Here is a 23,899-nt window from a genome sequence, read left to right on the forward strand (position 1 = left end):
GGCGAAGAGATAGGAGGGCTATGCACCCAATGGAAAAAAAGAAGGATCGACTTATCCGTGGAACGGCTATGAATGGTAAAGTGAGAGCGTTTGCTGTCCGCACAACAGAATTGGTCGAGGAATTGCGGCGCAGACATGATACGTATCCAACGGCTACAGCCGCACTTGGACGTACAGTTACCGCTGCAGCCATGATGGGCGCTATGCTCAAAGGAAGAGAGAAGCTATGTATCATGGTCAAAGGGGATGGACCGATCGGGCAAATCGTTGCGGAGTCCAATGCGTTGGGAGAAGTGTGCGGTTATGTACACCATCCTCACATTCACTTACCTAGCAATAGTATGGGCAAATTGGATGTAGCTGGAGCCGTAGGAACTGAAGGGTTCATTGATATTATAAAGGATTTAGGTTTGAAGGAACCTTATCGAGGCAGTATTCCTATCATCTCCGGAGAACTTGCTGAAGATTTTACTTATTATTTCGCTGTTTCAGAACAAACCCCAGCTGCAGTTGGCTTAGGTGTATTAGTGGATACCGATGAGTCAGTGATTGTAGCCGGAGGGTTTATCGTGCAGCTACTTCCTGGACTTACGGATGCGGAGATTACGGAGATCGAAAAAGCTCTAGGGGCTATGCCTTCTGTGACAACACTTCTTGATCAGGGTCTGGAGCCAGAAGAAATGCTGCGTTTTCTTTTGCCGGATGCGGTAGTTATGGATGAACTGGATATTAACTTTGCTTGTCAATGTTCGCGTGAGCGGGTAGAGCAGACATTGGTTAGCTTAGGGCAAGATGAACTGGAGAGATTAATTGCAGAAGATGAGCAGGCTGAAGTTGTATGTCATTTTTGCAACGAGGCTTATGTTTTTAATAAGGATGAATTACAGGTCATTTTAGAACAAGCGAAATCGTAGGGCATGGGATGATGACGAGACAGGAACGTGCACTTCGCAATACGGTTGTTATTCTAGCTGTTGCAACTTTAATGCTCGGGGGTCTATTATTCTGGAGCTTACGCGCCATGGCGCTTCTTAAAGGGGATACAACAGAGAACGAAACACCGGATGTAGCCACGGCAGGCGGACAACCGATAACAGATAACCAGTGGATGGATGAGCTCAAAAAAAAGCATGGCTATGAAGTGCTAGTTGGAATGCTCAATCATATTGTTGTAGAGATGGAAGCAAGGGCTCTGGGGATTACTGTAACAGACGATGAGGTTGAACAGGAACTCGCGCGAACTATGGTTGGATATGGATCTGAAGAACAGTATTATGCGCAAATGCAGTCTCAGCTGGGGTTATCTCGTCAGGAAGTGTTCTTAGAGACGGCCTATCGTCTGACCTTACAAGCGATAGCTACAGTGGGTATTACGATTAATGAAGCTGATATCGATACTTATTTAGAGCAAAATGCTGAGCGTTTCACTCCAAAAAGGGAATTGGAGCTCTCCATGATCAAGGTTTCAACTTATGATGAAGGCGAGCAAGTAATGGATCGCTTAGAGCAGGGTGAGAACTTTGCTGATTTGGCTAGGGAAGTATCTATTGATAAAGAGAGTCGGCAGCAAGGAGGCAGCTTGGGTAAGGTAGAGGAAGACGATCCATTTTGGCCTGAAGAGCTGCTTAAGACTGCTGCCAGTTTGAATGCGGGTGATATTGCGGGGCCGATTCAGGCGGAGAACGACTTCGCTATCATTCGACTAGAGAGTATTCACTCTCCAGCTGTTCCAGATCAGAAGGAGATTCGGGCCCTGATACGTCAAGAGCTGGCATTGGAGCAAGCACCTCCACTACAACAAGTGGAGAGTGATTTGCGTACAAAATATGATGTGGCAATAAATATTGACAACAGCCTGCAAGATTGATAATATGATATTAACGTAAAACCTACCGTTTTAGTCGGAAATAACTGACGGTGGTCAAATATCTACAACCCTTTTATAGCAGTTATTGCTGCGTAATATGGACCCACATACAGAAGAGTAAAGTCACAATTTACGTTCTTATATCGCATTTATCATTCTAAGGAGGTTTTTACTCATGGCTAAAGTCGTTAACAACGTAACAGAATTGATCGGAGGTACTCCGCTCGTTCGTTTGAATCGTCTGGCACAGGAAGGCTCCGCAGATATTTATTTGAAATTGGAATATCAGAATCCGGGATCAAGCGTAAAAGATCGTATCGCAATCAGCATCGTGGAAGAAGCTGAACGTGAAGGTCTGCTGAAACCAGGAGGTACAATTGTAGAAGCAACTAGTGGTAACACTGGTATTGGCTTGGCACTTGTAGCTGCGGCTAAAGGTTATAAGGCAGTTATCGTAATGCCAGAAACCATGAGCTTGGAGCGTCGCAATCTACTTCGTGCATACGGAGCAGAATTGGTGCTGACTCCAGGATCGGAAGGTATGAATGGTGCGGTTAAGAAAGCGGAAGAAATTCTAAAAGAGAATCCAAGCTATTTCCCATCCGAGCAATTCAAGAATAAAGCGAACGTGAAGATCCACCGTGAGACTACCGGACCTGAAATCGTTGAAGCAATTGAATCCATCGGCGGTCCTTTGGATGCTTTTATTGCAGGTATCGGAACAGGCGGAACGATCACAGGTGCGGGAGAAGTGCTGAAGAGCCAATATCCTGACATTAAGATCTACGCTGTAGAGCCAGCTGCTTCTCCAATCTTGGCAGGAGGCAAACCAGGCCCTCACAAAATTCAGGGTATCGGAGCTAACTTCATTCCTGAGATCCTGAACCAGGACATTTATGATGAGATCATCCATGTAGAGAACGATGAAGCATTCGAAACTGCACGCCGTGTAGCTAAAGAAGAAGGCGTCTTATCTGGTATTTCTTCAGGTGCAGCAGTATTTGCGGCCCTTAAAGTAGCTAAAGATTTGGGCCCAGGCAAAAAAGTAGTTGTCATCATTCCAAGTAACGGCGAACGTTACCTGAGCACACCACTTTACAATTTCGAAGCGTAATTGCTTGCAATAACGTAAATCTATAAGAGTCTTCATACCACTTTTTTGGTGGTGATGGAGACTCTTTTCGTTGATTAATAAGGCAAGAGGTTCTGCGTATATATGACAGGCTAGACACGATTATTTTATTATTGTTGAAAAATGCTATGCTTTTTACTGAAAACGCAAAAATCATAATAATTTCCTATAGCCGGGGGCTTTTCAATAATGCCTTAAGTACAGTATACTGACAGGCAACATACTACTGAGGATTTATAATAAGTGAAGGTTGGACAAAACTAAGCGAATGCTTACGAAGCAAGTTTTGTTCTTGAAGATTAAACTGTAGGATTATGCTAGACAAAACTTAAGCAAATGCTTACGAAGCGAGTTTTATTGCGAAGTAAAGACTATGATGTAATGCTCCATAAAACTTTTAGGAGGATGGCTTTGGAAATCATAACGACATGGCATGAGTGGGAACAATGGGCGGCTGAGGACTGGAGCATGTTCCCCTTAATTATAAAATCTCCCCGGTGCACAAACGAGTTGCCTGCGTCCTGGGAGAAGGCCTGGGAACTAGCTTCCCAGTATTCTGTAGTCTTAGAAAGTGGCAAGGGTGGCCGCTTTACGTACTTAGGCTTGAATCCTGTATCAATATTGAAGGGCAAAGAGGATATGGGCGAAGTATTCAGCTTTTCTACTGAAGCTTTGGAATCAGCGGAGGATGGGGAAATACATGAAGTAACAACGTTGCATGGACAGCCGCTGGAGCTGTTAGAGCAATGGATGTCGGGTTTCACCTCTCCAAGTTTAAACGTTCAGGGTATTCCTCCGTTTACTGGTGGATGTATTGGGTTTCTGGGGTACGATGTGGTTCGCTCATTGGAGCGTTTGCCGTCTCTCGCACAAGATGATCCCGGCTTTCCTGATTATCTCTTTATGAGGATGGATGAGGTATGGATTTATGATCACGAAGAGCATGTGCTTTATTGTGCTGTTCACGTCCCGGTTCCAGCAGAATGTGGGATGGAGGAATTGCAGAACCTTTACCTCGGAGGGATAGAGCAGGCCGGGCGAATGGTAGAGCAGTGGCAGTTGATTTCTTCAGCCTCGGGATTGAATCAAGAAACCGTAGGTAGCATTGAATCCCTTACGCTTTCATCAGGAGAGTGGCCGGGCATGACCTCGGCCTTCTCGCCTGAGAAGTTCCAGCAGGCGGTGCAGGACGTTCAGGAATACATCCGCCAAGGCGATGTATTCCAGGTGAACCTCTCGCTGCGCCAGGAGGCGCAGCTGAAATCCTCGCCGGAGGATGTTTACGAGTGGCTGCGCAAGCTCAATCCGTCCCCGTACATGGGGCTCTTGCGGTCGCCCGGCTTCGCGCTATCCAGCGCTTCACCGGAGCTGCTCGTCAAGCTGCACGGGGACAAAGTGAGCGCACGGCCAATCGCCGGCACCCGGCGCCGAGGCCTGACTCCCGCGGAGGATGCCGCCATGGAGGCGGAGCTTCGCGGGAGCGAAAAAGAGATCGCCGAGCATATCATGCTTGTCGATCTGGAGCGTAACGACATTGGACGTGTCGCTGCATACGGGTCCGTCAGCGTGCCTGAGCTGATGACGGTGGAGCGCTACTCTCATGTGATGCATCTCGTTTCGCAGGTAGAGGGCCGGGTTGCACCAGATAAGGACGCTTACGCTGTTATTGCAGCTTTGTTCCCGGGGGGAACGATTACAGGTGCGCCCAAAGTAAGAACAATGGAAATCATTGAAGAACTGGAGCCGGTTCGGCGTGGGCCGTATACAGGTTCCATGGGCTTTATTGACTATAACGGAAATATGGAATTAAATATTATTATTAGAACATTGGCTGTAAAGGATGGAGTCGGATATATTCAGACAGGTGCGGGCATCGTGATCGACTCTGATCCATACCGTGAATACCGTGAATGCCATAATAAAGCCAAAGCGGTGGTGAAGGCAGTACTCTGTAGTGAATTACAGCAGGAATCCCAAACTACCAGCGGCGCCGAAGGGGGAGAAACACTGTGATCTTGGTCATCGATAATTATGATTCCTTTACGTATAACCTCGTACAGTATTTGGGTGAACTTGGGGAAGAGGTTAAAGTACACCGCAACGATGAAATTACCATTGAAGAGATTGAAAAAATGGCTCCCGATCATATTCTGATTTCTCCAGGACCATGTACACCAAATGAAGCGGGGATCAGCTTGGAATTGTTGCATCATTTCAAAGGCGTTATTCCAATCTTCGGCGTATGCCTTGGACACCAGGCGATTGGCCAAGCATTTGGTGGGAATGTTATTCGTGCAGAGCGTTTGATGCATGGAAAGACATCGCCGATTCATCATAAAGGCACGTCGGTCTTTGAAGGTCTGGAGTCTCCTTTTACAGCAACTCGATATCATTCCTTGATTGTAGAGCGCGAGAGTCTACCGGATTGTCTGGAGATTACAGCAGAGACCGAAGAAGGGGAGATTATGGCATTGCGCCATAAAGAATATCCTATCGAAGGTGTGCAATTCCACCCGGAATCAATTATTACGGATCACGGTCATACGATGCTGCGTAATTTCTTGAAACGGAGAGCCGGAGAAACGGCATGAAATATATAGGGTTTAACAATGATGTCATTGATGCACGACAAGCCGTGGTTTCCGCCCTGGATCACGGCTTTTTATACGGCATAGGATTGTTCGAGACCTTTCGGACGTACGGGGGAATACCTTTTCTGCTGGAAAGGCATTTGAAGCGAATGGCAGAGGGGTGCAAGGAGCTGGGCATTCCATTTGAGCAGAATATTGAACAGCTGCAGGAGTGGATTCGGCGTGTTATGGGCAAAAATGAATTAAAGGAAGCTTATATACGCTATACCGTCACTGCTGGCGAGGATATTCTCGGATTACCAGCGGGCGATTATCGTGAACCTAATCATTTGCTATACATCAAAGCGCTGCCGAATTTATCCGATAAGCTATACAGTGAAGGCAAAGATCTGCAGCTGTTGTCCTTACGACGTAACACTCCTGAGGGGGCAGTGCGATTCAAGTCGCTGCATTATATGAATAATATTTTGGCCAAGCGTGAGCTTAGAGGTTACGCTTCTGCTGCGAATGGTGCTGAAGGTCTGATGTTGACTGCACAAGAGGTCATAGCAGAGGGCATTGTCAGCAACATTTTTTTTATAAAAAATAATATTCTCCACACTCCAGATATCTCAACTGGGATTCTGCCGGGAATTACCCGGGAAATGGTAATGGAGCTGGCTCGTTGTGCTGGAATTAAGGTAGAAGAGGGCGCGTATCACTGGGAGCAGTTGAAAATAGCCGACGAAGTGTTTCTTACTAATTCTGTACAAGAAATTGTCCCAGTCACAACGCTTTGGGAAAAAGATAAAAGATTTACCGTAGGCGAAGGCCTTTGCGGCAGAATGACTTCAGATTTGATTTCATCCTATAGAGAAAGGACGGGCATGCCGAAATGAGACCAGTCATATTCAAGCGTACGTACCGCTGTGGAGATACAAATTTGGAGTTGGGAAATCGAACGCTGATTATGGGTATCCTGAATGTAACTCCGGATTCTTTTTCAGATGGAGGACTTTGGAATCATCCAGATAAAGCCGTAGAGCATGCGCTGCGTATGGCTGCTGACGGTGCTGATATTATAGATATTGGTGGAGAATCTACCCGTCCTGGTCATAAACCGGTGGGGCTTGAAGAGGAACTAGCGCGTGTATTGCCTGTCATCGAGAGTATTCATCGAGCGGCACCACATATTGCGTTATCTATTGATACCTACAAAGCTGAAGTGGCACGCCAAGCTATTGCAGCTGGTGCCCATATCATTAATGATATATGGGGCTGTAAGGCAGATCCGGAAATGGCGGCAGTGGCAGCTGCTGCAGACTGTCCCATTATTTTGATGCATAACCGACAGGACCGTGATTATACGAATTTAAGTGCGGATATGTGGGCAGACCTTAAGGCAAGTATTGATCTTGCTTTAGCCGCAGGAGTGAAGCCAGCCAATATCATCTTGGATCCAGGAATCGGCTTTGCGAAGGATTTTAATGAAAATTTGCAGGCGATGATGCTTTTGGACGGGTTGACTGAGTTTGGGTATCCACTTTTACTGGCGACATCACGCAAAAAATTCATCCGGACCGTACTTGATTTGCCTCCTGATGATGTTGTGGAAGGTACCGCAGCTACAGTAGCCTTTGGTATTGCTCAGGGCTGCCAGATCGTACGAGTACATGATGTGTCCCTAATTCATCGAACGGTCAAGATGTGTGATGCGATGTTGTATGCTGCACCTCCATTGGTGCGTGAATAAAGATATTTTATAAAAAAGGGCGGGTTTAAAGATGGATAAAATGACGCTGCATCGAATGGAATATTACGGATATCACGGTGTGTTTGAAGAGGAGCGTAAGCTGGGTCAGCGCTTTTACATTGATTTGGAGCTAGAGCTTGAGCTGCAGGGAGCGGGCCAAAACGATGATTTGAACCAAACCGTAAACTATGCTGAAGTGCATGAACTGGTCAAAAATATTGTCGAAATAAAGTCTTTTAAGTTGATCGAAGCTCTGGCAGAATATATTGCATCCTCCGTACTGGACACTTATACTGTTATCAATGCAGTAACGGTAAAGGTAACTAAACCGCATCCGCCATTCGACATTCATTTTCAGGGAGTGACTGTGGAGCTGCGCAGAACTAGAAAGTGAGAATAAAGTCCATGAACATACATTCCACCTCTGAAGAATCAGAGGCTTATATTGCTTTAGGGGCTAATTTAGGCGACCGTGAGGGCACGCTGTCAGAAGCTTTGAACAGACTGAATAATCATGATGAAATATCGGTAATTCGCTGCTCCAAAGTTTACGAGACAGAGCCAGTAGGTTATTTGGATCAGCCACAGTTTCTCAATATGGCAGCAGCTTTACGCACGACGCTTGCGCCGGAGACCTTGCTGGAAGTAATGCTAGGGATCGAAACGCAGCTGGGTCGTATCCGGGATATCCGTTACGGACCGAGAACGGTAGATCTGGATTTATTGTGGGTAGAGGGCCAGACACTTGATACCCCGCATTTAACGTTGCCGCATCCACGTATGCTAGAGCGCGCATTTGTAATGCTTCCGCTCAGTGATATCGTTCCACAGGATGAACAGTCTTCCGGGCTCCGCAAGTTGATTACAGAAGCGCTTCAAGACATAGACGGGAAGGAAGGAATTCGGTTGTGGACATCAAGCGTATGGGACGGAGGGTCAGGGCATTCCGCAAGCTAAAAGGCTATACTCAACAGGAACTTGCGGATCTCACTGGAATTTCCTTGGCTGTGCTTGGCGCAGTTGAGAGGGGCAACAGACATTTGGAAGATCAAATTTTAGATAAAATTGCGAATGTCCTAGAGGTTACAACCGAAGAATTGGTAAACCCTAACTCATAATTGTTAAGGAATACAAATAGGAATAAAGGAAGTGATACGAATGCTGAAGATTGGCGACATTGAGATGAAGAATCAAGTCGTTCTGGCACCTATGGCTGGCGTGTGCAATCCGGCCTTTCGTCTAATCGCTAAAGAGTTTGGTACAGGTTTAGTCTGTGCGGAAATGGTGAGTGACAAAGCTATTATTCACGGAAACACTCGTACTCGCGAAATGTTGTTCGTCGATGAACGGGAAAAACCGCTTAGCTTGCAGATTTTTGGTGGAGATAGAGAGTCACTGGTGCAAGCGGCAAAAGTAGTTGATAAAGAAACCAATGCTGATATTATCGATATCAATATGGGCTGCCCGGTGCCTAAAGTAACAAAATGTGATGCGGGAGCCCGCTGGCTTTTGAATCCCGACAAAATCTATGAAATGGTATCCGCGGTTGTCGATGTTGTCGATAAACCCGTAACTGTGAAGATGCGGATTGGTTGGGATAGTGAACATATTTTTGTCGAAGATAATGCGCGTGCAGTAGAACGTGCGGGCGGCAAGGCTGTCAGTGTACACGGACGAACACGGGAGCAACTCTACACGGGGCGCGCGGATTGGAATTATATCAAGATGGCAAAAGAAGCGGTCTCCATTCCGGTTATCGGCAATGGTGATGTCAATACACCTGAAGATGCTCGGGCGATGCTTGATCAGACCGGTTGTGATGGGGTCATGATCGGGCGTGGTGCGCTAGGTAACCCATGGATGCTGTATCGTACAATTCAGTATTTAAGCACCGGGGAACTGATGCCTGAGCCAGGGTTAGAAGAGAAAATTAAGGTTGCCATTCTTCATATGGATCGACTGGTTGCTCTCAAGGGAGAAGCTGTTGCCGTTCGTGACATGCGTAAGCATATGGCTTGGTATTTAAAAGGCCTGAAGTCTGCTGCACGAGTGAAGGATGTGCTCATGTTAGAGACAAAACGTGATGGAATGGTGAAGATTTTGAATGATTTTGTCGTTCAACTACAGCATGAAGAAGAGAATAAGGGTAGTGTATTGTCTTCTTCCGCAGTATAAACGTTATTTTCCTAACGCTTTTTGAACACATCCCACTTTATATGTGGTGTCATTGACATTTTGTAGCGGTTCCAATATAATTTCACAGTATAAAATCGCCGTTACAGTAAGAGCAATGCAGCAGGGAGGGTTCTTATCCTCCTAGATTAGCATATAGTATGGTGTTTTCAATAAATGTATACGACAGGAGAATCGGTTGAGATGAGCGATAAAGAAGTCATCCTTACGCCGGACGGGCTAAAACGTCTGGAAGATGAACTGGAATTCCTCAAATCTGTGAAACGCCGCGAGGTTGCTGAACGGATTAAGGTAGCAATTGGCTACGGAGATATCAGTGAGAACTCGGAGTATGAAGACGCGAAGAATGAGCAAGCTTTTATCGAAGGACGCGTTATCACCTTGGAGAAGATGCTTCGCAATGCGCGCATCATTAATAGCGATGAGATCGTTACTGACGTGGTAAGTATCGGTGTTACTGTAAGTGTTGAAGATTTGGAGTATGGCGACACTATGGAGTATACGATCGTAGGCACAGCAGAGTCCGATCCACTGAATAATAAGATCTCCAACGAAAGTCCAGTAGGCAAAGCCATCATCGGGAAGAAAATAGGCACGATTGTTGATGTTAATACACCTGCAGGCGTTATTCAATATAAAATTCTCGATATCAGAATGAAGTAGTGTACAGATCTTATAATCTGTAAATAGATGTGCTGCCGAATGTATAAGTAGTTTTGTTGTATGCAGGCAGATAAGGGAACATTGTTTGGGAAAGCTTCCTTAGGGAAGCTTTTTTTCAAAATATAAGGGATTTATATCTGCAAGGGGATGAATAGCATGACCGAGGAAATGAATAATGTGGAGAATGCAGAGAACGAACTTAGTGAGCTTTTGCAAATCCGCCGTGCCAAATTGGACGAGCTAAGAGGACTTGGTATCGATCCTTTCGGCAAAAAGTATGAGCGTACAGCTAACGCTGGCGACCTAGTATCAAAGTATGATGGACTTTCTAAAGAAGAATTGGACGAGCTATCTGTTGAAGTCAGCATAGCGGGTCGTATTATGGCAAAACGTGTTATGGGTAAAGCTAGTTTTGCGCATATCCAAGACCTCAGTGGAAGAATTCAGCTTTATGTTCGTCAAGACAGCATTCCTGAAACGCAATACACTGCGTTCAATGTTCTCGATCTAGGAGATATCATCGGCGTTCGCGGAACGGTATTCAAAACCAAAACAGGCGAGACCTCCATCAAAGTGCATAATCTCGAAGTCTTGTCCAAGTCTTTGTTGCCACTTCCTGAGAAATATCATGGTCTTAAAGATGTAGAGCTGCGTTATCGTCAGCGCTATGTTGATTTGATTATTAATCCAGAAGTTCAACAGACGTTTATTGCTCGTTCAAGAATCATTCAATCGATGCGTCGTTATTTGGATTCACTTGGCTATCTTGAAGTTGAAACACCTACACTTCATGCGATTGCCGGTGGAGCTGCTGCGCGTCCGTTCATCACTTACCACAACACGCTTGAAATGCAGCTGTATATGCGTATTGCTATTGAGCTTCATTTGAAACGTCTTATTGTTGGTGGACTGGAAAAAGTATACGAAATCGGTCGTGTCTACCGTAACGAAGGGATCTCGACTCGTCACAATCCTGAGTTTACTATGATTGAGCTGTATGAAGCTTATGCTGATTACAAGGACATCATGAACCTTACCGAGAATATGATCGCTCATATTGCCCAAGAGGTATTAGGAACTCAGCAGGTGGACTATCAAGGCAAGCCAGTAGATCTGTCCCCAGGATGGCGTCGTGTAACTATGGTTGATGCCGTTAAAGAAGTAACCGGTGTTGATTTCAGTGTTCATATGACAGATGAGGAAGCACAGGCTTTGGCTAAAGAGCACCGTGTACCTGTAGAGAAGCACATGTCTTTCGGTCATATCCTTAATGCTTTCTTTGAGCAATTTGTAGAGGAAACTTTGATTCAGCCTACCTTTGTAATGGGACATCCGGTTGAAATCTCACCACTTGCTAAGAAAAATGATGAGGATCCACGCTTCACGGATCGTTTTGAATTGTTTATTGTAGGTCGTGAGCATGCAAATGCATTTAGTGAATTGAATGATCCGATCGACCAGCGTCAACGCTTTGAAGCGCAAATCCAGGAGAAAGAGCAAGGCAATGACGAAGCTCATGAGATGGACGATGATTTCATCCGTGCTTTGGAATATGGTATGCCTCCTACGGGTGGACTGGGAATCGGTGTTGACCGTTTGATCATGTTACTCACCAATTCTGCATCTATTCGTGATGTACTGCTGTTCCCGCATATGCGTAACCGTTCAAACGAATAGTATTTATACAACAATGAGCACAGGGGGACTGTCTAGCGGCGGTTCTCCTTGGCTACTGTTGATCAGAAGGCAACGGATCTAGTGTTGTTTTGAGGATATAAAGCTTAATACTAATTTATTTGAAAAAAAGTGTTGCAATGAATCTCTATACATGATATATTCTATTTCTGGCCGAGAAACACACATGCCGAGCTCGAAAAAGAATTAAAAAAAAGAGCTTGACATTAAACGGCCGAACATGATATAGTATAAGAGTTGCTGCTGAGACATTAAACGGCGCCAACGAGAACTTGATCTTTGAAAACTGAACAACGAGTGAGTAGGAAATCACGTAAGTGAAATCCAAAATAGAGAATTAATTTTCTCGTCAGATGTTTCAAAATGAGCATATCGCTCTTTTCAATACTAATTGGAGAGTTTGATCCTGGCTCAGGACGAACGCTGGCGGCGTGCCTAATACATGCAAGTCGAGCGGAGTTGTTTTGAAAGCTTGCTTTCAAAACAACTTAGCGGCGGACGGGTGAGTAACACGTAGGCAACCTGCCCCTTAGACTGGGATAACTACCGGAAACGGTAGCTAATACCGGATAATTTCTTTTTTCTCCTGAAGGAAGAATGAAAGACGGAGCAATCTGTCACTGAGGGATGGGCCTGCGGCGCATTAGCTAGTTGGTGGGGTAACGGCCCACCAAGGCGACGATGCGTAGCCGACCTGAGAGGGTGAACGGCCACACTGGGACTGAGACACGGCCCAGACTCCTACGGGAGGCAGCAGTAGGGAATCTTCCGCAATGGACGAAAGTCTGACGGAGCAACGCCGCGTGAGTGATGAAGGTTTTCGGATCGTAAAGCTCTGTTGCCAGGGAAGAACGTCCGGTAGAGTAACTGCTATCGGAGTGACGGTACCTGAGAAGAAAGCCCCGGCTAACTACGTGCCAGCAGCCGCGGTAATACGTAGGGGGCAAGCGTTGTCCGGAATTATTGGGCGTAAAGCGCGCGCAGGCGGTCATTTAAGTCTGGTGTTTAAACCTTGGGCTCAACCTAAGGTCGCACTGGAAACTGGGTGACTTGAGTACAGAAGAGGAAAGTGGAATTCCACGTGTAGCGGTGAAATGCGTAGATATGTGGAGGAACACCAGTGGCGAAGGCGACTTTCTGGGCTGTAACTGACGCTGAGGCGCGAAAGCGTGGGGAGCAAACAGGATTAGATACCCTGGTAGTCCACGCCGTAAACGATGAGTGCTAGGTGTTAGGGGTTTCGATACCCTTGGTGCCGAAGTTAACACAGTAAGCACTCCGCCTGGGGAGTACGGTCGCAAGACTGAAACTCAAAGGAATTGACGGGGACCCGCACAAGCAGTGGAGTATGTGGTTTAATTCGAAGCAACGCGAAGAACCTTACCAGGTCTTGACATCCCTCTGAATCTGCTAGAGATAGCAGCGGCCTTCGGGACAGAGGAGACAGGTGGTGCATGGTTGTCGTCAGCTCGTGTCGTGAGATGTTGGGTTAAGTCCCGCAACGAGCGCAACCCTTAACTTTAGTTGCCAGCAAGTCATGTTGGGCACTCTAGAGTGACTGCCGGTGACAAACCGGAGGAAGGTGGGGATGACGTCAAATCATCATGCCCCTTATGACCTGGGCTACACACGTACTACAATGGCCGGTACAACGGGAAGCGAAGCCGCGAGGTGAAGCCAATCCCATCAAAGCCGGTCTCAGTTCGGATTGCAGGCTGCAACTCGCCTGCATGAAGTCGGAATTGCTAGTAATCGCGGATCAGCATGCCGCGGTGAATACGTTCCCGGGTCTTGTACACACCGCCCGTCACACCACGAGAGTTTACAACACCCGAAGTCGGTGGGGTAACCCGCAAGGGAGCCAGCCGCCGAAGGTGGGGTAGATGATTGGGGTGAAGTCGTAACAAGGTAGCCGTATCGGAAGGTGCGGCTGGATCACCTCCTTTCTATGGAGAATCGTTTCCTGCAATGGAGACATTCAAATCGGAAGTTAAACTTCCAAATCTCAGGTTTAGGCCTGTTACTCACTCGTTGCTCAGTTTTGAGAGTTTAAGCTCTCAGTAAGACTTGATCCTTGAAAACTGGATACCGAAACGAATTTGCGTTTTAGAACATCTTTTAGCTATAACTTGTGTAAACAAGTACGTTAGTTATTAGCTGGAAGCGAAGATTATCGATTGTGCGAACAAGCGAAACATCGGAGCAAAGGTTAAGCTAATAAGAGCACACGGAGGATGCCTAGGCGCCAGGAGCCGACGAAGGACGTGGCGAACAACGAAACTGCCTCGGGGAGCTGTAAGCAAGCTTTGATCCGGGGGTGTCCGAATGGGGAAACCCAGCTGTGGTAATTCGCAGTTACTCATTTCTGAATACATAGGAAATGTAGAGGCAGACCAGGGGAACTGAAACATCTAAGTACCCTGAGGAAGAGAAAACAATAGTGATTCCGTCAGTAGCGGCGAGCGAACGCGGAACAGCCTAAACCTAAGAGCTTGCTCTTAGGGGTTGTGGGACGTCTCACATGGAGTTACAAAGGAATATGGTAGGCGAAGAGGTCTGGAAAGGCCCGCGATAGAGGTAAAAGCCCTGTAGCCTAAACTGTGTTCTCTCCGAGACGGATCCCGAGTAGTGCGGGGCACGTGAAACCCCGTATGAATCCAGCAGGACCATCTGCTAAGGCTAAATACTACCTGGCGACCGATAGTGAAACAGTACCGTGAGGGAAAGGTGAAAAGCACCCCGGAAGGGGAGTGAAATAGAACCTGAAACCGTGTGCTTACAAAAAGTCAGAGCCCTATTTATGGGTGATGGCGTGCCTTTTGTAGAATGAACCGGCGAGTTACGTTTAACATGCAAGGTTAAGCCGAGAAGGTGGAGCCGCAGCGAAAGCGAGTCTGAATAGGGCGAATGAGTATGTGGACGTAGACCCGAAACCGTGTGATCTACCCCTGTCCAGGGTGAAGGTGCGGTAACACGCACTGGAGGCCCGAACCCACGTACGTTGAAAAGTGCGGGGATGAGGTGGGGGTAGCGGAGAAATTCCAATCGAACTCGGAGATAGCTGGTTCTCCCCGAAATAGCTTTAGGGCTAGCCTCGGTATAAGAGTAGTGGAGGTAGAGCACTGATTGGGTGCGGGGTCCGCAAGGATTACCAAGCTCAGTCAAACTCCGAATGCCATATACTTATTGCCGGGAGTCAGACAGTGAGTGCTAAGATCCATTGTCAAAAGGGAAACAGCCCAGACCATCAGCTAAGGTCCCCAAGTGTGTGTTAAGTGGGAAAGGATGTGGAGTTGCACAGACAACCAGGATGTTGGCTTAGAAGCAGCCACCATTGAAAGAGTGCGTAATAGCTCACTGGTCGAGTGACTCTGCGCCGAAAATGTAACGGGGCTAAACACACCACCGAAGCTATGGCTAGATACGTATGTATCTGGGGTAGGGGAGCGTTGTATGTGGGTTGAAGGTGTACCGTAAGGAGCGCTGGACAGCATACAAGTGAGAATGCCGGTATGAGTAACGAAAAGATCAGTGAGAATCTGATCCGCCGAAAGCCCAAGGTTTCCTGAGGAAGGCTCGTCCGCTCAGGGTAAGTCGGGACCTAAGGCGAGGCCGAAAGGCGTAGTCGAAGGACAACAGTTTGAAATTACTGTACCACCGTAATCCGCTATGAGCGATGGGGTGACGCAGGAGGGTAGTGACGCGGACTGATGGATATGTCCGTCTAAGCAGTGAGGCTGATGTGTAGGCAAATCCGCACATCATTAAGGCTGGGCTGTGATGGGGAGCGAAAATTGTAGTAGCGAAGGTCATGATCTCACACTGCCAAGAAAAGCCTCTAGCCAGGAGAAGGTGCCCGTACCGCAAACCGACACAGGTAGGCGAGAAGAGAATTCTAAGGCGCGCGGAAGAACTCTCGTTAAGGAACTCGGCAAAATGACCCCGTAACTTCGGGAGAAGGGGTGCCCCGGTAGTGTGAATAGCACGAGGGGGCCGCAGTGAAAAGGCCCAAGCGACTGTTTAGCAAAAACACAGGTCTGTGCGAAGCCGCAAGGCGAAGTATACGGGCTGACGCCTGCCCGGTGCTGGAAGGTTAAGGGGAGTGGTTAGGGGTAACCCGAAGCTATGAACCGAAGCCCCAGTAAACGGCGGCCGTAACTATAACGGTCCTAAGGTAGCGAAATTCCTTGTCAGGTAAATTCTGACCCGCACGAATGGCGTAACGACTTGGGCGCTGTCTCAACGAGAGATCCGGTGAAATTTTAATACCTGTGAAGATGCAGGTTACCCGCGACAAGACGGAAAGACCCCATGGAGCTTTACTGCAGCTTGATATTGAATTTGGGTACGATCTGTACAGGATAGGTGGGAGCCGTAGAAATCGGAGCGCAAGCTTCGGTGGAGGCGCCGTTGGGATACCACCCTGATCGTATCTAGGTTCTAACCTAGTACCCTTATCGGGTACGGGGACCGTGTCAGGCGGGCAGTTTGACTGGGGCGGTCGCCTCCTAAAGAGTAACGGAGGCGTTCCAAGGTTCCCTCAGAATGGTTGGAAATCATTCGAAGAGTGCAAAGGCATAAGGGAGCTTGACTGCGAGACCTACAAGTCGAGCAGGGACGAAAGTCGGACTTAGTGATCCGGTGGTACCGCATGGAAGGGCCATCGCTCAACGGATAAAAGCTACCCTGGGGATAACAGGCTTATCTCCCCCAAGAGTCCACATCGACGGGGAGGTTTGGCACCTCGATGTCGGCTCATCGCATCCTGGGGCTGAAGTAGGTCCCAAGGGTTGGGCTGTTCGCCCATTAAAGCGGTACGCGAGCTGGGTTCAGAACGTCGTGAGACAGTTCGGTCCCTATCTGTCGTGGGCGCAGGAAATTTGAGAGGAGCTGTCCTTAGTACGAGAGGACCGGGATGGACGTACCGCTGGTGCACCAGTTGTTTCGCCAGAAGCATGGCTGGGTAGCTACGTACGGACGGGATAAGCGCTGAAAGCATCTAAGCGTGAAGCCCCCCTCAAGATGAGATTTCCCAATTAGTAAGACCCCTTGAAGACGACGAGGTAGATAGGTTGGAGGTGGAAGTGCAGTAATGCATGGAGCTGACCAATACTAATCGGTCGAGGGCTTATCCTATACTTAAAACGCAAATTCAACTCGGATTCAGTTTTCAGGCATCAAGCCTGTAACACGCTTAGAAATTCATTCTCACTTCTGGTGATGAACGAAATTTCACGCGGCAGCGTCTGTTTCACAGACGCATGTTTGGTGGCGATAGCGGAGGGGTTCCACGCGTACCCATCCCGAACACGACCGTTAAGCCCTCCAGCGCCGATGGTACTTGGACCGAAGGGTCCTGGGAGAGTAGGACGTTGCCAAGCACACAAGACCACTGTTGAGTAATCGACAGTGGTCTTTTTGTTGTATTGTTGAAGAATTCATTAGGTTATATTTTGAGATACTACATTAGAGTGAAGCATCTTAGCATAGGTAATGGTTATGTTGTAATGTATAATTTCACCAACCAATGTCCACTGTACATGGACAATAGTCCAATAATTCGCTTACGCGGCAGTCGTTTTTTGAATACCTACTCTGATGATGTAATGTTCTTGACAGTCCAAATGCCCTTTGCTAAGATGGCAATAATATATTTTTGGATAAGCATCTCAAACCTAAATTGAAGATATGAACTTGTTCAACTTCCAGATGTACAGAGTTGTCTGTCGTGAATGGACTTAAAGTCGAAGGTTCTTCTTTTATAAAGTTTGTAGGCGGGTATAATTTAAAAACAACCGAGGAGGAATGACCCAGGTGTGGAAAGATAAGTTTGGTAAAGAAGGTCTGACTTTTGATGATGTGCTGCTGGTTCCGCGTAAATCTGAGGTACTGCCGAAGGAAGTAGATTTGACTACAGTTCTAAGTAAGAATGTGAAGTTGAACATCCCGCTTATGAGTGCAGGTATGGACACAGTCACAGAAGCGGCTATGGCCATTGCTATTGCTCGTGAGGGTGGTATCGGGATTATTCACAAGAATATGCCTGTAGAGCAGCAAGCGGAAGAAGTGGATCGTGTAAAACGTTCCGAGAGCGGAGTTATTACTAACCCATTCTCTCTTTCAGCAGAACATCTGGTATCCGATGCTGAACTGTTGATGGGTAAATATCGTATTTCCGGAGTACCGATTGTAGACAGTGACAACAAACTGGTCGGTATTCTAACTAATAGAGATTTACGTTTTATTCATGACTTTAATATTCCAATCAAAGAAGTTATGACACATGAGAATCTCGTGACTGCTGCTGTAGGTACGACACTTCAAGAAGCAGAAGGCATCTTACAACGTCATAAAATTGAGAAATTGCCGCTGGTGGACGAGAATAACGTTCTTAAGGGCTTGATCACGATTAAAGATATCGAGAAGGCCATTCAGTTCCCTAACGGAGCCAAAGATGCACAAGGTCGCTTACTAGTTGGAGCAGCTGTTGGTATCTCTAAAGATACATTCGAACGTACTGCAGAGTTAGTGAAATCAGGTGTGGATTTGATCGTTGTCGATTCTGCGCATGGTCACCATATTAATATTATTGAAGCTGTTCGCCAAATTCGTGAATTGTATCCTGATCTTACGATTGTTGCTGGTAACGTAGCTACTGGCGAAGCAACCCGTGAACTAATTGAAGCAGGAGCTTCTGTAGTTAAAGTAGGTATTGGACCGGGTTCTATCTGTACAACACGCGTTATCGCTGGTATTGGTGTACCACAGGTTACAGCCATTTATGATTGTGCGACAGTTGCTCGTGAGTACGGAGTTCCTATTATCGCTGACGGTGGAATTAAGTACTCCGGTGAAATTACTAAGGCTATTGCCGCTGGTGCTCATGCAGTAATGATGGGAAGTATGTTTGCGGGTACTGAAGAAAGCCCAGGAGAATCAGAGCTTTATCAAGGCCGTAAATTTAAAGTATATCGTGGTATGGGCAGTATGAGTGCCATGAAACAAGGTAGTAAAGATCGTTATTTCCAAGATGATGATAAGAAGCTTGTTCCTGAAGGAATTGAAGGTCGTATCGCTTTTAAAGGGCCTCTTTCGGATACCGTTCATCAATTGATTGGCGGACTGCGTTCGGGTATGGGCTACTGCGGTACCAAATCGCTCGAAGAGCTTCGGAATGACACTTCGTTCATTCGTATCACAAGTGCTGGACTTCGCGAAAGCCATCCACATGATGTGCAAATCACGAAAGAAGCGCCAAACTATTCCGTGTAATGGACTAGAAAGACTATTTTTTGGACAGACAGGACTATTTCGTCCTGTCTGTCTTTTTTTGCGTGTACCCCTGTGTTAGAATAGAACAAGCTATTGATATGAGGTTTAAAGGAGAGTAGTAATCATTGAAGCACAAACAGAAATTTAACGGTAAGCAATTTATGATTAAGACAGTCACAGTAGGTCTACTTTTAAATATGTTAGTTTCCACTCCACTTCCGGCATTCGCTGAGGAAGGTACGACAACGACAATCCAAGCTGGTACTACAACTCAGACAACTCAGAAAGCAGTAAAGATCCCTTCTGTGGAATCACTGGGTCTAAATTTGAAATCAGCGGTTCTAATAGAACCAACAACAGGTGAAATTCTTCTATCTATGAATGCAGATGAGGCTTTGCCTCCTGCAAGTATGACTAAGATGATGACAGAGTATCTTGTAGCAGAAGCGGTGAAGACTGGACAGCTTTCATGGGATCAAAAAGTCATAGTAGGGGAAAATGCGTCTAAACAGGTTGGATCACGTATTTTTCTAGCGGAAAATGACGAGCATACGGTTGAAGAGCTGTACATAGCAATGGCTGTCGGATCTGCAAATGATGCTACAGTAGCTTTGGCAGAACTAGTTTCTGGATCAGAATTGGAATTCGTAGAGCTAATGAATCAGACTGCCCAGAAGATGGGGATGAAAACTGCCTATTTTGTTAATTCTACTGGATTAGACAAAGCTGACATGCCTAAGAAGTACCGCTCAACTGATAAGAAAGAAAACGTAATGTCAGCGATGGATGCTGCTATTCTTGCCAAATATATCGTTACTGATCATCCTGATTTTAATAGATTTACAACGGTGCAGTCTTATAAGTTCCGTGAACGCGATACTGCTCCAATGATTAACTTTAACTGGATGTTGGAAGCTAACAAGAATATTCAGAATTTTAAGGCTTATGCGTATGAGGGATTGGATGGTTTGAAAACAGGCCATACCGCTAGAGCAAAATATTGTTTTGCAGGTACAGCGGTACGTGATGGCATGCGTCTGATAAGTGTAGTAATGGGGGCTAATACAGAGCCACACCGTTTTACAGAGACGAAGAAAGTACTTGATTTCGGATTTAATAATTTTGAAATTAAACAGGTTGTAGCGCCTAAAGCAGTGATAGCCGGCAATGAAACCGTACCAGTTCTTAAAGGTAAAGATAAAGAGGTGCCTGTAGTAACGGATGAAGCTGTTTCTTTTATCGTCCCTAAAGGAACAACCTCTCCTGAAATTAAGACAACCGTTGAAGTAAATGATCCAGCAACCTTAGTTGCTCCTATAAAACAATCTACTAAAGTAGGTAAAGTCACTTACTCCTACAAGGTTGAAGGCATGGCAGAAGCACAGGAGAAAACAGTTAATCTGATTACTGCTGAAGAAGCGGAGAAGGCCGGTTGGTTTAGTTTATTCCTTAGAGCCATTGGAGATTTCTTCGGCGATTTGTTTACTGGGATCAAGAACTTGTTCTAATGAGTTTCGCGTCGAAAATTGCGTTAAATCCGAGTAAGTGGATTGTATATTTCCCTTCATTGGGGTAAAATTACAAGTTAGATTAAGATAGATCATTCGGGGGGCTAGGACATGGAAACTGGAACATCGCGAGTTAAAAGAGGCATGGCAGAAATGCAAAAAGGCGGCGTCATTATGGACGTCATGAATGCAGAACAAGCAAAAATTGCTGAGGCTGCGGGTGCTGTAGCTGTTATGGCTTTGGAACGCGTACCTTCTGACATTCGCGCAGCTGGCGGTGTAGCACGGATGGCCGATCCTACAATTGTAGAAGAGGTTATTAAAGTGGTAAGTATCCCTGTTATGGCTAAGGCTCGTATTGGCCATTATGTAGAAGCAAAGGTTCTGGAATCCTTGGGTGTTGACTATTTGGATGAGAGTGAAGTTCTTACTCCTGCTGATGAAGTCTTCCATATTAATAAACGTGAGTTCACTGTTCCATTCGTATGTGGAGCCAAAGACCTGGGAGAAGCCTTGAGACGTATTAACGAAGGTGCATCCATGATCCGTACCAAAGGTGAGCCAGGAACAGGCAACATTGTTGAAGCAGTGCGTCATATGCGCTTTATTAACAGTCAAATCCGTAAAGTAACCAATTTGTCTAAGGATGAGCTATATAATGAAGCTAAGAACCTGGGAGTTCCTTACGAGCTACTGCTTGAAGTGCATGAGCTTGGTAAGCTGCCGGTTGTTAACTTTGCTGCTGGCGGTGTAGCAACTCCTGCCGATGCTGCCCTGATGATGCATCTAGGTGCGGATGGTGTGTTCGTAGGCTCGGGTATTTTTAAATCGGACAACCCTGAGAAATTTGCCCGTGCGATCGTTGAAGCTACTACACACTATACTGATTACAAACTGATTGCAGAAGTATCCAAGAACCTTGGCGCACCAATGAAGGGGATTGATATTGCAACTCTAACCCCGGCTGAACGTATGTCGGAGCGTGGCCGTTAATAGAGAGAAGGTTGCCCGGATGAAAATAGGAGTGCTGGCGCTTCAAGGCGCTGTTACGGAGCATATTGTTAGTATAGAGAAGACCGGAGCAGAGGGCGTACCTATCAAGCGAGTAGAGCAGCTTGAGGAGGTTGATGGCCTAATTATTCCTGGTGGTGAGAGTACAACGATCGGTAAACTGATGCGAAAATACGGTTTCATCGAAGCTATACGTGATTTCTCCAATCAGGGCAAGCCGATTTTTGGAACATGCGCGGGTATGATTGTTCTGGCCAAACGAATTGCCGGCGGCGAACCAGGGCATTTGGAGCTAATGGATATTACGGTGGCTCGGAATGCATTCGGTCGTCAACGGGAAAGCTTTGAATGTGATCTGGAGGTTAAGGGCATTGATGAGCCGGTTCGTGCTGTATTTATACGTGCACCGCTTATTAACGAGGTAGGCCCCCGAGTTGATGTGCTTACAGTCTATAATGATGAGATTGTAACTGCACGGGAGGGTAACCTGCTGGTGTCTTCTTTTCATCCAGAATTGACCGATGATTTCAGACTACATCAATATTTTGCTGATATGGTAGAGGCTACTAGGCAAGTGCAACAACAGAATCGCATATAAGAACATCCTGACTCTTTCAAAGCTGTAAGCAGCAATTTGAAAGAGTTTAGGCTGTTTTCAGGAGGGAAACTTTGTGTTAGACGTAAAAGTATTACGCAGTGATTATGCTCGAGTTGAACAAGCCTTAGAGAAACGGGGTAAATCACTGGATTTGATTGCTGATTTTCCACAACTTGATCTACGCAGACGTGAATTACTGCAAGAAACAGAAGGTCTTAAGAACCGTCGCAATACGGTATCGGGTGAAGTAGCGAAGAAGAAAAAGAATGGTGAGGCAGCAGATGACCTAATTGCAGAAATGCGTACGGTATCTGACCGAATTAAAGAGCTTGATGACGAAGTACGTGAACTGGAAGTTCAGATTGCTGAACTTACCATGAGTATTCCGAATATTCCTCATGATTCAGTTCCAGTAGGTAAGTCCGAGGATGATAACGTTGAATTGCGTCGCTGGTCAGAGCCCAAAGAGTTCGGATTTACTCCGAAATCACACTGGGAGCTTGCGCAGCAGCTCGATATCATTGATTTTGAAGCTGCAGCGAAGGTTACTGGATCTCGGTTTGTTTTCTATAAAGGACTGGGAGCACGTTTAGAGCGGGCGCTTATTAACTTTATGATGGATCTCCACAGCGGTGAGCATAACTACGAAGAAATGCTGCCACCTTACATTGTCAACAAAGACAGCTTATACGGAACAGGACAGCTTCCTAAGTTTGAAGAAGATCTATTTAAGCTACGTGATACCGAGTACTATTTGATTCCTACAGCGGAAGTACCGGTAACCAACTACTATCGCGAAGAGATTTTGACAGCAGCAGATCTACCTAAGTATCATGTAGCATACAGCTCTTGTTTCCGTTCTGAGGCGGGTTCAGCTGGCCGTGATACTCGCGGTTTGATTCGTCAGCATCAATTCAACAAGGTAGAGCTGGTGAAGCTTACTACACCTGAATCCTCTTATGAGGAGTTAGAAAAAATGACAGCAGATGCTGAACGTGTGCTGCAGCTTCTGGGATTGCCATATCGCGTACTTGGACTATGTACTGCGGATATGGGCTTTACATCGGCTAAGACGTACGATTTGGAAGTGTGGCTGCCTGAGAGTGGAATGTACCGTGAAATCTCTTCTTGCTCAAATACAGAGGACTTCCAAGCGCGTCGGGCAAATATTCGTTTCCGTAAAGATCCGAAATCCAAGCCTGAATTTGTTCATACGCTGAACGGATCTGCTTTAGCTGTTGGACGTACTGTTGCAGCAATTCTTGAGAATTATCAGCAAGAGGATGGTAGTGTTCTGATTCCGGAATGTCTACAACCGTATATGCGCAATGTAAAATCGATCCAACCTAAAACTATTTAAGAAAATAGTTGCTTTTTCTTCGAACCATATGGTACAATTACTAATGCATGTGAAATTTATATGCATTTGGAGAGGTACCGAAGCGGTCATAACGGGGCGGTCTTGAAAACCGTTAGGGTGCAAGCCCACATGGGTTCGAATCCCATCCTCTCCGCCATTTCCTTTATGAAATTTAAGAAATAAGCAGATAGAAACCGTCTCCTTTGGAGACGGTTTTTTGTTGTGCTTGAACTAGTACATTTTTAATTATTGTTTGATGAACCTAGTTCCATTGAGA

At 46.3% G+C, this 23,899-nt stretch carries 18 protein-coding genes, 1 tRNA gene and 3 rRNA genes; all 22 read left to right on the top strand.

Annotated features, from left to right (window positions below; translation table 11 throughout):
• Positions 1-29: 29 nt before the first annotated feature.
• The 22 genes from hslO (at position 30) to QNH28_RS00470 (ending at position 23,779) form a co-directional block, all read left to right on the top strand.
• Entirely contained in the window at positions 30-914 is an 885-nt protein-coding gene (gene hslO / locus QNH28_RS00365; protein ID WP_042183894.1) for an Hsp33 family molecular chaperone HslO, read from the top strand.
• An 8-nt stretch (positions 915-922) separates the two neighbouring features.
• A complete protein-coding gene (locus QNH28_RS00370) occupies positions 923-1,867 on the top strand; it encodes a peptidylprolyl isomerase (RefSeq protein WP_283909710.1) in 945 nt (314 codons plus the stop codon).
• Positions 1,868-2,042: 175 nt separating this feature from the next.
• Complete coding sequence (cysK, locus tag QNH28_RS00375; RefSeq protein ID WP_283909711.1) at positions 2,043-2,981, top strand: cysteine synthase A; 939 nt, start codon at positions 2,043-2,045, stop codon at positions 2,979-2,981.
• Between the two features lie 423 nt (positions 2,982-3,404).
• Complete coding sequence (locus QNH28_RS00380) at positions 3,405-5,012, top strand: anthranilate synthase component I family protein (RefSeq protein WP_481858345.1); 1,608 nt, start codon at positions 3,405-3,407, stop codon at positions 5,010-5,012.
• Positions 5,009-5,590 (top strand): aminodeoxychorismate/anthranilate synthase component II, encoded by a 582-nt coding sequence (gene pabA, locus QNH28_RS00385; RefSeq protein WP_283909712.1) that lies wholly within the window; start codon positions 5,009-5,011, stop codon positions 5,588-5,590. The genes QNH28_RS00380 and pabA overlap by 4 nt, the downstream gene beginning before the upstream one ends.
• The gene (locus tag QNH28_RS00390; protein WP_283909713.1) at positions 5,587-6,468 is read left to right on the top strand and encodes an aminotransferase class IV; all 882 of its coding nucleotides are present in this window, start codon (positions 5,587-5,589) and stop codon (positions 6,466-6,468) included. Before pabA ends, QNH28_RS00390 begins: the two co-directional genes overlap by 4 nt.
• Positions 6,465-7,322 carry a dihydropteroate synthase gene (gene folP, locus QNH28_RS00395; RefSeq protein WP_283909714.1) on the top strand — a complete coding sequence of 286 codons (858 nt, stop codon included), beginning with the start codon at positions 6,465-6,467 and terminating at the stop codon, positions 7,320-7,322. Before QNH28_RS00390 ends, folP begins: the two co-directional genes overlap by 4 nt.
• Before the next feature lie 31 nt (positions 7,323-7,353).
• The gene (gene folB, locus QNH28_RS00400; RefSeq protein WP_283909715.1) at positions 7,354-7,716 is read left to right on the top strand and encodes a dihydroneopterin aldolase; all 363 of its coding nucleotides are present in this window, start codon (positions 7,354-7,356) and stop codon (positions 7,714-7,716) included.
• 11 nt (positions 7,717-7,727) lie between these two features.
• Positions 7,728-8,279, top strand: coding sequence for a 2-amino-4-hydroxy-6-hydroxymethyldihydropteridine diphosphokinase (gene folK / locus QNH28_RS00405; protein ID WP_283909716.1), 552 nt, complete (start codon positions 7,728-7,730; stop codon positions 8,277-8,279).
• On the top strand, positions 8,246-8,440 hold the full coding sequence (locus QNH28_RS00410) for a helix-turn-helix domain-containing protein (RefSeq protein WP_349655027.1): 195 nt from the start codon (positions 8,246-8,248) through the stop codon (positions 8,438-8,440). The genes folK and QNH28_RS00410 overlap by 34 nt, the downstream gene beginning before the upstream one ends.
• Before the next feature lie 40 nt (positions 8,441-8,480).
• The gene (dusB, locus tag QNH28_RS00415) at positions 8,481-9,497 is read left to right on the top strand and encodes a tRNA dihydrouridine synthase DusB (protein WP_283909718.1); all 1,017 of its coding nucleotides are present in this window, start codon (positions 8,481-8,483) and stop codon (positions 9,495-9,497) included.
• 201 nt (positions 9,498-9,698) lie between these two features.
• Complete coding sequence (gene greA, locus QNH28_RS00420; RefSeq protein WP_042183910.1) at positions 9,699-10,178, top strand: transcription elongation factor GreA; 480 nt, start codon at positions 9,699-9,701, stop codon at positions 10,176-10,178.
• A gap of 156 nt (positions 10,179-10,334) precedes the next feature.
• Positions 10,335-11,855, top strand: coding sequence for a lysine--tRNA ligase (gene lysS / locus QNH28_RS00425; RefSeq protein WP_283909719.1), 1,521 nt, complete (start codon positions 10,335-10,337; stop codon positions 11,853-11,855).
• A 406-nt stretch (positions 11,856-12,261) separates the two neighbouring features.
• Positions 12,262-13,819, top strand: a 16S ribosomal RNA gene (locus QNH28_RS00430).
• A gap of 261 nt (positions 13,820-14,080) precedes the next feature.
• Positions 14,081-17,009 (top strand): 23S ribosomal RNA (locus QNH28_RS00435).
• Positions 17,010-17,137: 128 nt separating this feature from the next.
• Positions 17,138-17,254 (top strand): 5S ribosomal RNA (gene rrf, locus QNH28_RS00440).
• Together the 16S, 23S and 5S rRNA genes form the textbook arrangement of a ribosomal RNA operon.
• 433 nt (positions 17,255-17,687) lie before the next feature.
• On the top strand, positions 17,688-19,145 hold the full coding sequence (gene guaB, locus QNH28_RS00445; RefSeq protein WP_283909720.1) for an IMP dehydrogenase: 1,458 nt from the start codon (positions 17,688-17,690) through the stop codon (positions 19,143-19,145).
• 161 nt (positions 19,146-19,306) lie between these two features.
• Positions 19,307-20,653 (top strand): D-alanyl-D-alanine carboxypeptidase family protein, encoded by a 1,347-nt coding sequence (locus QNH28_RS00450; protein ID WP_283911995.1) that lies wholly within the window; start codon positions 19,307-19,309, stop codon positions 20,651-20,653.
• A gap of 111 nt (positions 20,654-20,764) precedes the next feature.
• The gene (gene pdxS, locus QNH28_RS00455; RefSeq protein WP_042123186.1) at positions 20,765-21,646 is read left to right on the top strand and encodes a pyridoxal 5'-phosphate synthase lyase subunit PdxS; all 882 of its coding nucleotides are present in this window, start codon (positions 20,765-20,767) and stop codon (positions 21,644-21,646) included.
• A 19-nt stretch (positions 21,647-21,665) separates the two neighbouring features.
• Positions 21,666-22,262: a pyridoxal 5'-phosphate synthase glutaminase subunit PdxT gene (gene pdxT, locus QNH28_RS00460; protein ID WP_283909721.1), complete on the top strand. Its 597-nt coding sequence runs from the start codon at positions 21,666-21,668 to the stop codon at positions 22,260-22,262.
• 73 nt (positions 22,263-22,335) lie between these two features.
• On the top strand, positions 22,336-23,622 hold the full coding sequence (serS, locus tag QNH28_RS00465) for a serine--tRNA ligase (RefSeq protein WP_283909722.1): 1,287 nt from the start codon (positions 22,336-22,338) through the stop codon (positions 23,620-23,622).
• A 68-nt stretch (positions 23,623-23,690) separates the two neighbouring features.
• A tRNA-Ser gene (locus tag QNH28_RS00470) sits at positions 23,691-23,779 on the top strand.
• Positions 23,780-23,899: the final 120 nt, after the last annotated feature.

This window comes from Paenibacillus sp. G2S3, assembly GCF_030123105.1.
Lineage (GTDB): Bacteria > Bacillota > Bacilli > Paenibacillales > Paenibacillaceae > Paenibacillus_AQ.

Bases quoted from the DNA above. Each gene is read 5' to 3' on its own strand.
- hslO (WP_042183894.1), top strand. From the start codon at position 30: ATGGAAAAAAAGAAGGATCGACTTATCCGTGGAACGGCTATGAATGGT.
- QNH28_RS00370 (WP_283909710.1), top strand. From the start codon at position 923: ATGATGACGAGACAGGAACGTGCACTTCGCAATACGGTTGTTATTCTA.
- cysK (WP_283909711.1), top strand. From the start codon at position 2,043: ATGGCTAAAGTCGTTAACAACGTAACAGAATTGATCGGAGGTACTCCG.
- QNH28_RS00380 (WP_481858345.1), top strand. From the start codon at position 3,405: ATGGCTTTGGAAATCATAACGACATGGCATGAGTGGGAACAATGGGCG.
- QNH28_RS00390 (WP_283909713.1), top strand. From the start codon at position 5,587: ATGAAATATATAGGGTTTAACAATGATGTCATTGATGCACGACAAGCC.
- folP (WP_283909714.1), top strand. From the start codon at position 6,465: ATGAGACCAGTCATATTCAAGCGTACGTACCGCTGTGGAGATACAAAT.
- folB (WP_283909715.1), top strand. From the start codon at position 7,354: ATGGATAAAATGACGCTGCATCGAATGGAATATTACGGATATCACGGT.
- folK (WP_283909716.1), top strand. From the start codon at position 7,728: ATGAACATACATTCCACCTCTGAAGAATCAGAGGCTTATATTGCTTTA.
- QNH28_RS00410 (WP_349655027.1), top strand. From the start codon at position 8,246: ATGGGACGGAGGGTCAGGGCATTCCGCAAGCTAAAAGGCTATACTCAA.
- dusB (WP_283909718.1), top strand. From the start codon at position 8,481: ATGCTGAAGATTGGCGACATTGAGATGAAGAATCAAGTCGTTCTGGCA.
- greA (WP_042183910.1), top strand. From the start codon at position 9,699: ATGAGCGATAAAGAAGTCATCCTTACGCCGGACGGGCTAAAACGTCTG.
- lysS (WP_283909719.1), top strand. From the start codon at position 10,335: ATGACCGAGGAAATGAATAATGTGGAGAATGCAGAGAACGAACTTAGT.
- QNH28_RS00450 (WP_283911995.1), top strand. From the start codon at position 19,307: ATGATTAAGACAGTCACAGTAGGTCTACTTTTAAATATGTTAGTTTCC.
- pdxS (WP_042123186.1), top strand. From the start codon at position 20,765: ATGGAAACTGGAACATCGCGAGTTAAAAGAGGCATGGCAGAAATGCAA.
- pdxT (WP_283909721.1), top strand. From the start codon at position 21,666: ATGAAAATAGGAGTGCTGGCGCTTCAAGGCGCTGTTACGGAGCATATT.